Annotated in this window: 9 protein-coding genes; 4 read left to right on the forward strand and 5 right to left on the reverse strand. The window is 32.0% G+C overall.

The genetic code is table 11. The annotated features are described in order from the left end of the window. The 3 genes from Q0049_RS15785 to Q0049_RS15795 all read left to right on the forward strand — a co-directional run. The coding region (locus tag Q0049_RS15785) for a T9SS type B sorting domain-containing protein (protein WP_298119197.1) at positions 1 to 120 on the forward strand (120 nt) is incomplete at its 5' end. Between the two features lie 5 nt (positions 121 to 125). Further along, the gene (locus tag Q0049_RS15790) at positions 126 to 1127 is read left to right on the forward strand and encodes a type IX secretion system membrane protein PorP/SprF (RefSeq protein WP_298121940.1); all 1002 of its coding nucleotides are present in this window, start codon (positions 126 to 128) and stop codon (positions 1125 to 1127) included. 59 nt (positions 1128 to 1186) lie between these two features. Then, positions 1187 to 1702 (forward strand): gamma carbonic anhydrase family protein, encoded by a 516-nt coding sequence (locus Q0049_RS15795; RefSeq protein WP_298121942.1) that lies wholly within the window; start codon positions 1187 to 1189, stop codon positions 1700 to 1702. 115 nt (positions 1703 to 1817) lie between these two features. Here Q0049_RS15795 and Q0049_RS15800 read toward each other — a convergent pair whose 3' ends face one another. The 3 genes from Q0049_RS15800 to Q0049_RS15810 are packed head-to-tail and all read right to left on the reverse strand — an operon-like array spanning position 1818 to position 4811. Continuing rightward, on the reverse strand, positions 1818 to 2735 hold the full coding sequence (locus Q0049_RS15800) for a geranylgeranylglycerol-phosphate geranylgeranyltransferase (protein WP_298121945.1): 918 nt from the start codon (positions 2733 to 2735) through the stop codon (positions 1818 to 1820). Between the two features lie 10 nt (positions 2736 to 2745). Further along, positions 2746 to 3684 (reverse strand): mevalonate kinase, encoded by a 939-nt coding sequence (locus tag Q0049_RS15805; protein ID WP_298121947.1) that lies wholly within the window; start codon positions 3682 to 3684, stop codon positions 2746 to 2748. Positions 3685 to 3707: 23 nt separating this feature from the next. Continuing rightward, entirely contained in the window at positions 3708 to 4811 is a 1104-nt protein-coding gene (locus Q0049_RS15810; RefSeq protein ID WP_298121950.1) for a diphosphomevalonate decarboxylase, read from the reverse strand. A gap of 82 nt (positions 4812 to 4893) precedes the next feature. Between Q0049_RS15810 and Q0049_RS15815 the strand changes: the two genes are divergently transcribed. Further along, positions 4894 to 5370 (forward strand): TspO/MBR family protein, encoded by a 477-nt coding sequence (locus Q0049_RS15815; protein ID WP_298121953.1) that lies wholly within the window; start codon positions 4894 to 4896, stop codon positions 5368 to 5370. A gap of 29 nt (positions 5371 to 5399) precedes the next feature. Here the strand turns inward: Q0049_RS15815 and Q0049_RS15820 are convergent, their stop codons facing one another. Both Q0049_RS15820 and Q0049_RS16670 read right to left on the reverse strand, forming a co-directional pair. Next, positions 5400 to 11510, reverse strand: coding sequence for a gliding motility-associated C-terminal domain-containing protein (locus Q0049_RS15820; protein ID WP_298121957.1), 6111 nt, complete (start codon positions 11508 to 11510; stop codon positions 5400 to 5402). Positions 11511 to 11741: 231 nt separating this feature from the next. Then, positions 11742 to 11903 (reverse strand): T9SS sorting signal type C domain-containing protein, encoded by a 162-nt coding sequence (locus tag Q0049_RS16670; protein WP_367179000.1) that lies wholly within the window; start codon positions 11901 to 11903, stop codon positions 11742 to 11744. Between the last annotated feature and the right edge of the window lie 3 nt (positions 11904 to 11906).

The raw sequence follows: 11906 nt of genomic DNA on the forward strand, positions 1-11906 counted from the left end.
GGATGGGACGGAACCTTTAATGGACAACCACTACCATCAACTGATTATTGGTTTAGTGTAGATTATATAGAACAATCAAAAACAAAACAATTTAAAGCCCATTTCTCATTAAAAAGATAATATCGATGAATTTCAAGAAATTTTATTTAGTAGTATTCCTATTTGTAGCAAAGCAATCTTTTTCGCAGGAAGTTTTACCTGTATATTCTGATTATTTATCAGATAATTATTATTTATTGCATCCATCGATGGCAGGTGCGGCAAATTGTGCCAAGGTAAGACTAACGGCCAGACAACAATGGTTTGGACAAGAAGATGCACCCGCATTACAGACTTTGAGTTTTAATGGAAGTGTAGGAGAGCGTTCAGGAGCAGGAATTATTTTGATAAACGACAAAAACGGATATCATTCACAAAAAGGAGCTCGATTGACTTATGCGCATCACTTGATGTTTTCTAGAGATAATGTTGATTTGAATCAGTTATCATTTGGTATGAGTGCAGGATTTGCACAAAGTTTATTAGATGAGACATCATTTTATGTAGCAAACCCTGATTATGATCCTGCAATTGATGGTACTATTGAGCAAAGAGCGATGTATTTTAATGTTGATATTGGAGCGAGTTATAATTATTTAGATTTTTATGTACATGCTACTGTAAAGAATGCTTTATCGAGCGATCGTAAACTTTATACAGATAGAGAACCTGTAAATTTAAAACGCGTCATCATCAACTCAGGATACACCTTTGGAGATAGTGAAACTTTAATGTGGGAACCATCATTTATGTTTCAATATATTAGTCAAACAAAAGAATCATTGATTGATTTAAACGTAAAAGCATACAAAGCATTAGAAACAGGTACACTTTGGGGTGGATTATCGTATAGAAGAAGTTTAGATGGTGCACAGTATGTTGAAGGCAACTCAGTGGCAACACAAAAGTTACAATACATTACACCAATACTTGGATTTAACTTCAAGAATTATATGTTGTCTTACACTTATTCACACTTGTTAGGCAATGTAAAGTTTGATGACGGAGGATTTCATCAAATTACACTTGGAATCAACTTGTTCTGCAAACCAGAGAAATACCACTGTAACTGTCCAGCAGTGAACTAATTATAAATGAAATAATATAATCCCGATGTGAAAGTGTCGGGATTCTTTTTTTAAAACTTATGATAATAAAAACCGTAAACGGAAAGTCTCCGAAAATTCCAGAAGATTGTTATATAGCTGAAAATGCAACTATTATAGGAGATGTAGAATTTGGTTCTCAATGTAGTGTTTGGTTTAATGCTGTTATCCGTGGTGATGTTCACTACATTAAAATAGGTAATAAAGTTAATATTCAAGATGGAGCAGTTATTCATGCGACTTATTTAAAGCATCCTACTAATATTGGTAATAACGTATCAATTGGTCACAACGCCATTGTTCATGGTTGTACTTTACATGATAATGTTCTGATAGGAATGGGTGCAATTGTTATGGATAATTGTGTTGTAGAAAGTAATGCAATCGTTGCTGCTGGTGCAGTTGTTACTCAAAATACTGTTGTAGAATCTGGAACTATTTATGCTGGAGTTCCTGCAAAGAAGGTTAAAGATATTAACGCATCAGATTTTGCTGGGGAAATTGAACGTATTTCCAATAATTATGTCATGTATTCGAGTTGGTATAAAGAAGAATAGTATTTTGAAATTCTGAATTTATTCAAAATTGTTTACTCTTTAGCCCTGATGGAAGCAACTACCGTGTAGTGCGGACAGCAGGAATATGGCTTACAAGAATTACTAATGATTCGCTCTAAATTTTGAGTAATGTTTTTCCATGAATTAGTACTTGTGGATTGATAAGTACAATACAAAAAACTCCTGAAACTACTAAAAATTTTAGAATATTATGAAGTTGTAAATAATGTGGTTTACTATTTGATTTCCAAAGTAAAAGCAGAAAAAATATAAGTACTATTAAGCTTATGTAGAAATAAATATCCATGTAGCCAACGTCGTAAATTTCTACTAAAAAGTAAACTGGAATTATTGTTGCGATTGTCAATGCAGTGATAGTTTTTTTGGCAAATTCTTCACCATATTTTACTGGAATTGTCAAATAATCATTGGCAATATCGCCTTTTATGTTTTCTAAATCTTTAATAATTTCTCTGATTAGAATTAGGAGAAACAGGAAACTTGCATGTGCAAAAATTTGTGGATATAAATTTTTGTAGTATAGAAGTATGGCAAAAAAAGGAAGAACGGCAAGCAAAGAAGCTGTTAGATTACCAATTATAGGATATTTTTTAAGTTTGTGAGAGTAAAACCAAATCAAAAAAATATAAGCAGAAAAAAATAGAACGGCTCTAAAGGAAACAAAAAAAGCTAAAATTGCTACAAGAAAATTTACAGTGAAATAAACTTGAAGTTTTGTTTTTTGACTTACCAATCGGTCAATCATTGATTTGTTAGGGCGATTGATTAAATCTTTTTTACTGTCGTAAAAGTTATTTATAATATATCCAGAAGCAATGGTTAAACTAGATGCGATGACAATAATAAAGAGGTTAAAATCTAAGAGTACATCTAAAGCACGTTTTTCTGGAGCCAAAATAAAAATGGCTGAAAGGTATTGAGCTAAAGCAATTATTGGAATATTATAACCGCGCACCACAGAAAACATACTGATAATTTTCATTATAGTATGTTTGGATTGTCGGCTAAGCATGATTGATAAATTAGAATTGATAAACGACTTCTAATTTATAATCTTTAAGAGATTTTTTAGCTTTTTCTAAATCTTCAGTAAAACCTAAAATATAGCCACCACCACCAGAACCACAAAGTTTTAGGTAGTAGTCGTTAGTGTCAATTCCTTTTTGCCAAATTCCGTGAAATTGTTCAGGAATCATTGGTTTAAAATTATTTAAAACTACTTTTGAAAGCTTTTTAGTATTTGAAAACAATGATTTTAAATCACCACCAAGAAAGTTTTCTACACAAGCATCTGTATATTTTACAAATTGATTTTTAAGCATGGTTCGGAAACCTTGGTCTTTTAAGTTTTCCATGAAAATGTTAACCATTGGAGCGGTTTCGCCCACAATTCCAGAGTCTAAAAGGAATACTGCGCCTTTTCCGTTGGTACTTTGAGTTGGTATTCCTGTAGCTTCAATATTATCTTTAGAATTTATTAAAATTGGAATACTCAAATAACTATTTAATGGATCAAGACCAGAACTTTTTCCATGAAAAAAAGATTCCATTTGAGAAAAAATATTTTTTAATTGAAGTAATTTTTCTCTAGTTAAATTTTCTAAAACCGTGATTTTATTGTCGGCATATTTATCATAAATTGCTGCTACTAATGCACCACTACTTCCTACTCCGTATCCTTGTGGAATACTTGAATCAAAGTACATGCCGCGTTCTACATCAGATTTTAGAAGTTCAATATTAAAACGCACTAATTCTGGTTGTTCATTTTGCAATTGTTCTAAATAAACAACATATTTTCTTAAACTTTCATTAGATTTTATGGCCTCAGAAGATGGATTTTCATCAACTTTTAATGCGCCATTATAAAAATTATAAGGAATAGATAAACCTTTAGAATCTTTGATGATTCCGTATTCTCCAAAGAGAAGAATTTTTGAGTAAAATAATGGTCCTTTCATATTCGATTTGAGCTAATGATAAATTATAATTTTTGTGAACCTAATCCAATTTCATCACAAATATACTGACCATTTTGACAATAGCCAACTAATTCGTCCTGAATAAATTGCAATGTTTCAACTCTAACGTTTTCGGGATACAAAACATGAACATTTGCCCCAGCATCAAGTGTGAAACATACTGGAATTTTTGTTCTATTTCTATAATTCCAAATTTTATTTATTATTTCTAAAGTGTTTGGTTTCATTAAAATAAAATAGGGCATCGAAGTCATCATCATAGCATGAAGAGTTAATGCTTCACTTTCTACTATTTTAACAAAATCATCTAAATTTCCATTTTCTAAAACGGATTTCATAGCCGATAAATTGTGATGTGCTTGCGAAAATCTTTGTAAGGCAAATGGATGATTGTGCATTAAATCATGTCCAACTGTGCTAGAAACTTGCTTTTCACCTTTATCCACAAGTAAGATTGTATCTTGATAATTCTTAAAATTTGAATGTACTTCTGATGAAAATGCTACCCCAAATAAATCGGAACTTTCTTTTATTTCATCATGTTTACCCCAAACTACAATGTTACCTTTTACACTTCTACAAGCACTTCCAGAACCTAATCTTGCAAGAAATGAAGCTTTTTGATAGAAAAAATCATTTGTAATTGTAGGATTTAACGCTTTTTCCAAACTCATTATATTCATCGCCAAAGCTGCCATTCCTGAAGCCGAAGAGGCAATTCCTGAACTGTGCGGAAAAGTATTTTTTGTATCAATCGTAAAATGATACTCTTTTAAATAGGGACAATAAACTTCAATTCGCTCAAAAAATTTTTGAATTTTTGGTTTGAATTCTTCTTTAGAATTTCCTTCAAATAATAAGTCAAATGAAAATATACTTTTACTATCACTGATTTCAGATGAAGTGTTTTTTTTCTCAAATGATAATTTTGTGATTGTTTTACAATGGTTTAATGTGAAACTAATAGATGGATTTGCCGGAATTTGATGTTCTTTTTTACCCCAATATTTTACTAATGCAATGTTACTTGGTGCAGTCCATTCAAAAAATCCATTAGTAATTTCACTATTGTTTGAAGTGTAAATAAAATCCTTTTCGGATGACATAGGTTCTAAATTTTGAACAAAGATACTTATTTTAGAAAAACGAAATGATTTTGTTTACTATATTTGTGAAAATTTTAAACAAATGCAAAAAATTCTCAGAATCAGTTTAGTTGTAATGACTTGTTTGGTAATAGGTTATTTATCGGGAATGGTAACACGTGAAAGTATCTCAACATGGTATCCAACATTGGTGAAACCCGTTTTCAATCCGCCAAATTGGATATTTGCACCAGTTTGGACAATTTTATTTATAATGATGGGTGTAGCAGGCGGAATTGTTTGGAGCAAAATGGAATCGGATGAAGAAAATGTAAAAAAAGCATTTAGATTTTTTATTATTCAACTGGGATTAAACGCACTTTGGTCTTTTATTTTTTTCTATTTACATAATCCATTTTTAGCTTTGATTGAAATAGTTCTTTTGTTATTAATGATTTTTGAAACGTATTCTCAATTTAAAAAGATTGACAAAATTGCTGGATATTTACTTATACCATATTTAGCTTGGGTAAGTTTTGCAATGATTTTAAATTTCAGTATTTGGTATTTGAATAAATAAAAAAAGCTTCTCAACTGAGAAGCTTTTTTTTATCTTGCTACGTAAACCCATCCTGTTTTTGTAGTGCCATCTGTTATTTCTGCAATATAGAAATAAGTTCCTTCTGGCAAATCATCACCATTTGAAGCTCTACCAAACCATTCGTCAGTATAGTTTTTATAACTATTAATTTTCATTCCATATCTATTAAATAATTCTAATTTTTTTACATTACATCCACTTAAATTAAAAGTGTCATTTTTAGTATCTCCATTTGGTGAAATTCCATTTGGAAACATACAATTAGAAATTATTGTTACACTTTCTTCATATTCACAACCATTTGAATCTTGAACAGTTATTGTGTAATTTCCTGGAGCTAAATTTGAATAAGTTGTTGAATTAGAAAAAGAACCTCCATTTAAACTATAAGCATAAGGAGAAACACCATTAGTAACTCCATTTATTACTATGATGCCTTGTGAGGTTTGATTAAATACATCTGAAACTGAAATATCTAAATCTGTTGGAGATGAATTTACAACCACATTTAAAGTTGTTGTTGTTGCACATTGTCCAGCATTTGGAGTAAATGTATAAGTTCCGTTTGAAGTATTACTTACAGTTGAATTCCAAGTTCCAATAATTCCATTATTAGATGTAGTTGGAAGTGTTGGTGCAGTTGAACCTGAGCAAATTGGAGCCATTGCAGTAAAAGTTGGTGTAATATTAGGATTTACAATAACACTTAAAGTTGTAGTTGTTGCACATTGATCTGCATTTGGTGTAAATGTATAAGTTCCACTTGATGTATTGCTCACTGTTGAATTCCAAGTTCCTATAATTCCATTATTTGAAGTTGTTGGAAGAATTGGAGTAGTTGAGCCCGAACAAATTGGAGCAATTAAAGTAAATGTTGGTATAATATTAGGATTTACAATTACATTTATAGTAGTAGTTGTTGCGCATTGCCCAGCATCTGGAGTAAAAGTATAAGTTCCTGAAATTGTATTGCTTACTGTTGAATTCCATGTTCCAGTAATGCCTTCAATTGATGATGTAGGAAGTATTGGAGCAGTTGCGTTTTCACAAATTGGAGCAATTGCAAAGAAGTTTGGAGTTACTGAATTTACATTAATTGAAATTGAAGTTGTTGTCGCACATTGTCCAGCATCAGGAGTAAATGTATAAGTTCCTGAAGTGGTATTGCTTACCAGTGAATTCCAAGTTCCTGTTATTCCATTGTTAGATGTAGTTGGAAGTGTTGGAGCAGTTGAACCATAACAAATAGTTCCAATTGGATTGAATGTTGGCGATACTGAATTTACATTAATTGAAATTGAAGTTGTCGTGGCGCATTGTCCAGCATCAGGAGTAAATGTATAAGTTCCAGATACAGTATTACTTACTGTCGATGGATTCCAAGTTCCAGTAATTCCATTATTTGAAGTTGTTGGAAGAATTGGAGCAGTTGAACCATAACACACATCAGCAATAGTATTAAATGTTGGAGTTATAGTATTTACATTTATTATAATTGAAGCTGTTGTTGCGCATTGACTAGCATTTGGAGTAAAAATATACGTTCCAGATGTTGTATTATTCACTGTAGATGGATTCCAAGTTCCAGTAACTCCGTTATTTGATGTTAAAGGTAATGACGGAGCAGTTGAACCATAGCAAACATCCGCAATAGTATCAAAAGTTGGAGTGATATTAAGAGTTACAACAATATTTAATGAAGTTGTAACAGCACATTGTCCAGCATTTGGCGTAAAAGTATAAGTTCCTGAAGTAGTATTACTTACTGTTGATGGATTCCAAGTTCCAATAATTCCATTGTTTGAAGTTAATGGTAACGTTGGTGCTGTTCCATTTTCACAAATAGGTGCTATTGTATCAAATGTTGGAGTTATTGAATTTACATTAATTGTAATTGAAGTAGTTGTTGCGCACTGACTTGCATCAGGCGTAAAAACATAAGTTCCTGAAATTGTATTACTGACAGTCGATGGATTCCAAGTTCCAGTAATTCCATTATTTGATGTTAAAGGTAATGATGGAGCAGTTGAACCATAACAAACATCCGCAATAGTATCAAAAGTTGGAGTGATATTAGGAGTTACAACAATATTTAATGAAGTTGTTGTCGCACATTGTCCAGCATCAGGAGTAAAAGTATAAGTTGCAGAAGCAGTATTACTTACTGTTGATGGATTCCAAGTTCCAATAATTCCATTGTTAGAAGTTAACGGTAACGTTGGTGCCGTTCCATTTTCACAAATAGGTGCTAATGCATCAAATGTTGGAGTTATAGAATTTACATTAATAGTTATAGAAACTTCAACCGCACATTGACCTGTATTAGGTGTGAAAGTGTAAGTTCCAGAAGTCGTATTGCTTACTGTCGATGGATTCCAAATTCCAATAATCCCATTGTTAGAAGTTGATGGTAATGTTGGAGCAGTTGAACCATAACAAACATCTGCAATGGCATTAAATGTTGGAGTTATAGTATTTACATTAATTGAAATCGAAGCTGTTGTTGCGCATTGACTAGCATTTGGAGTAAAAATATACGTTCCAGATGTTGTATTACTCACTGTCGATGGATTCCAAGTTCCAGTAATTCCGTTATTTGATGTTAAAGGGAATATTGGAGCAGTTGAACCATAACAAACATCCGCAATGGCATCAAAAGTTGGAGTGATATTAGGAGTTACAACAATATTTAATGAAGTTGTAACAGCACATTGTCCAGCATTTGGAGTAAAAGTATATGTTCCAGAAGCAGTATTACTTACTGTTGATGGATTCCAAGTTCCAGTAATTCCATTGTTAGAAGTTAATGGTAAAGTTGGTGCTGTTCCATTTTCACAAATAGGTGCTATTGTATCAAATGTTGGAGTTATAGAATTTACATTAATAGTTATAGAAATTTCAATTGCGCATTGACCTGCATTAGGTGTAAAAGTATAAGTTCCAGAAGCAGTATTACTTACAGTCAATGGATTCCAAATTCCTATAATTCCATTATTTGAAGTTGATTGAAGTACTGGAGCTGTTGAGCCATAACAAACATCGGCAAAAGAACTGAATGTTGGAGTTATAGAATTTACATTAATAGTTACTGAGACTTCAACAGCACATTGTCCTGCATTTGGTGTAAAAGTATAAGTTCCAGAAGTAGTATTACTCACAATTGAAGGATTCCAAGTTCCAATAATTCCATTATTAGAAGTTGTAGAAAGCGTTGGAGCAGTTGATCCATAACAAATAGGCGCAATCGTATCAAAAGTAGGAGTTATTGTATTTATCGTAACCGATATTGAAGTTGATGTAGCACATTGCCCAGAATCAGGTGTAAAAGTATAAGTTCCAGAGGAAGTATTATTTACTGTTGAAGGATTCCAAGTTCCAGTAATTCCGTTATTAGAGATTAAAGGTAAAATAGGAGCTGTTGAACCATAACATACAGGAGGTATAATATCAAATGTAGGCGTTATATTAGGATTTACAACAACATTTAATGAAGTTGTAACTGCACATTGTCCAGCATTTGGTATAAAAGTATAAGTTCCAGATACAGTATTGCTAACCGTTGATGGATTCCAAGTTCCTGTAATTCCATTATTTGAAGTTAATGGTAAAATTGGTGCTAATCCATTTCCACAAATTGGAACAATAGGATTAAACGATGGAGTTATATTTGGATTTATTGTTATGTTTAAAGTAGTAGTTGTTGCACATTGTCCTGCATCAGGTGTAAAAGTATACGTTCCTGATGAAGTATTACTGACTGTTGAAGGATTCCAAGTTCCAGTAATTCCATTATTTGAAGTCAATGGTAAAATTGGAGCCAATCCATTTTCACAAATTTGAGCAATTGGGCTAAATGCTGGAGTAATATTTGGATTTATAATTACATCAATAGTTGTTTGCAAAGCACATTGTCCAGCATCAGGCGTGAAAGTATATGTTCCTGATAAAGTATTACTTACTGTTGAAGGATTCCAAGTTCCAGTAATTCCATTGTTTGATGTTAATGGTAAAGTTGGAGCTAACCCATTTTCACAAATTGGAGCAATAGGATTGAATGTTGGAGTTACATTTGGAGTTATGGTTACATTTAATGTAGTTGTTGTAGCGCATTGTCCTGCATTAGGAGTAAAAGTATATGTTGTAGAAGCAGTATTACTTACAGTTGTTGGGTTCCAAGTTCCTGTAATTCCATTATTTGATGTCGTTGGAAGTATTGGTGCAGTTCCATTTTCACAAATAGGAGTGATTGGATCAAATGTTGGGTTAATTATATCAACAGTTATTGTGATAGAAACAGGTAAAGCACACAATCCTGCAGTAGGAGTAAAAGTATAAGTTTCAGATGCAGTATTACTTACTATTGATGGATTCCAAGTTCCAGTTATTCCATTATTTGATGTGGTAGGAAGTGTTGGAGCTGTAGTTTGATAACATACATTCGGTATAGGGTCAAATGTTGGAGTTATATTTGGATTTACAATTACATTAAGAGTTGTTTGTAAAGCACATTGTCCAGCATCAGGAGTAAAAGTATATGTTCCAGATGTTGTATTACTTACTGTTGATGGATTCCAAGTTCCAGTAATTCCATTATTAGAAGTTGTTGAAAGTATTGGAGCTGTTACATTTTCACAAATAGGAGCAATAGGATTGAATGTTGGAGTTATGTTTGGATTAACAGTTATTGTTACCGTTGTGTTGGTTGCACATTGTCCTGTATTAGGTGTAAAAGTATAAGTTCCAGAATTAGTATTACTTACTATGGATGGATTCCAAGTTCCATTAATTCCATTGTTTGATGTTGTAGGAAGAAGTGGAGCAATAGCATTTTGACAAATTGACGATGGTAATGTAAATGTTGGAGTTGTATTAGGAATCACATTAATATTAATAGTTCTAACAGTAGCACATTGTCCTGCATTTGGCGTAAAAGTATAAGTTCCAGATGTTGAATTACTAATTGTTGATGGACTCCAAGTTCCTACAATTCCGTTATTTGAAGTTCCATTTAAGTTAGGTGGAGTTGAACCTTGACAAATTGTTGTCGGTAAAGTAAAACTTGGAATGACATTATTTACCACAAATATTGTTTGAACAAAAATATTGGCACATTGTCCAGCATCAGGAGTAAAAGTATAATTAAAAACACCTGCTACAGAGTTGTCAACAGTTGCAGGATTCCATGTTCCAGAAATTCCATTTGATGATAAATTAGGTAAAAAAGGAGGCGTTCCAAATCGGCATAAACCAGGGTTCAATCCTTCAAATTCGGGGTCAATTTTAGGAGTAACCGTTACAGCTTGTGTGTTTTGTGTTGTAGATGTTGCACCACATGAATCCGTAACTGTTAAAGTGTAAACTCCACCACTTGCTAAAGTAGCAACTAATGTTGGATTTTCATTATTTGATGTAAAACCGTTTGGTCCTGTCCATGAAAAAGTGTACGGAGCAACTCCATTGGTTGGATTTGCAGTTAATGAAATTGTATTTCCTTCACAAACAGTTGTAGGCGATACAGTTGGAGCACATGATGGATTAGAAATTGTAAAATTGGCTTTGAAATTATTGCCAAAATTACTAATGTATTTTGTGGTTTCACAAGTAGAAGCACTTACATCAGAACCTGTAAAATCATAGTAGATTTCTAAGACATAATTTCCAGGAAGTAAACTTGAAATAAAGTCTACATTTGTAGAATAATTTTTCCATTTTTGATCACCATTTGAACATGGTCCAAGTCCATCAAAAAAGGTGCTATTTGAAGTATCACAATCGGAAATTGTGCTTAGAGGGATAGTATTAAAACTTCCTGTTGGTGATGCGCTTGATGGATAAACTCTCCAATATAAATTTGCACTACAAACATTTCCTAAAGAAGTTTTCCATGTTTTAATTTCACCTCCTGTAATTCTTGCGCAAGTAGAATTTTGTCCAAAAGAACCAAGATTAACACCATTGAATAAGGTGGCGCTTGGATTTGGATTAATTTGGTTTACACCATTTCCAGTTGTGTTATAAACGGTATTGCTTATTTTGATTCCACTAGCAAATGAATCAAAATTTTGACTAAATGTAATTGACGATAATAATAAAAAAACTATAATATAAATTTTTTTCATAAACATAAATTTGATTTTATGCCATAAAAAAATAGGTTAAAAGTAACCTAGGTAGATTTGTGGGGACAAATAATGTAGCAATATAAATAGAAAAAAAATAGAAAAAAAAATATCAACTTAATCTGTAAAAATATTCGATGTATTGCATCTTTTTATAGACTAAAAAAAGTATTTTAATAAAAAAAGCTCCAAAAATTTATGTTTTTGGAGCTTTTATAAAATTATAACTAATTATTTTATAATTAATTTCTTAACTTCTTTTAATCCGTCATTAGTAGTGATTTCAATCATATAAACACCTTGAGAAAGTTCAGATGTGTTTATTTGTGTTTGATTTGAATTTACTTCATCAATCATTTTGATTGTTTTTCCTAAAACATCATGAATTAGAATTGA

It is taken from the genome of Flavobacterium sp., from assembly GCF_027484205.1.
Taxonomy (GTDB): domain Bacteria; phylum Bacteroidota; class Bacteroidia; order Flavobacteriales; family Flavobacteriaceae; genus Flavobacterium.

Bases quoted from the DNA above. Each gene is read 5' to 3' on its own strand.
- Q0049_RS15790 (WP_298121940.1), top strand. From the start codon at position 126: ATGAATTTCAAGAAATTTTATTTAGTAGTATTCCTATTTGTAGCAAAG.
- Q0049_RS15795 (WP_298121942.1), top strand. From the start codon at position 1,187: ATGATAATAAAAACCGTAAACGGAAAGTCTCCGAAAATTCCAGAAGAT.
- Q0049_RS15800 (WP_298121945.1), bottom strand. From the start codon at position 2,735: ATGCTTAGCCGACAATCCAAACATACTATAATGAAAATTATCAGTATG.
- Q0049_RS15805 (WP_298121947.1), bottom strand. From the start codon at position 3,684: ATGAAAGGACCATTATTTTACTCAAAAATTCTTCTCTTTGGAGAATAC.
- Q0049_RS15810 (WP_298121950.1), bottom strand. From the start codon at position 4,811: ATGTCATCCGAAAAGGATTTTATTTACACTTCAAACAATAGTGAAATT.
- Q0049_RS15815 (WP_298121953.1), top strand. From the start codon at position 4,894: ATGCAAAAAATTCTCAGAATCAGTTTAGTTGTAATGACTTGTTTGGTA.
- Q0049_RS15820 (WP_298121957.1), bottom strand. From the start codon at position 11,510: ATGAAAAAAATTTATATTATAGTTTTTTTATTATTATCGTCAATTACA.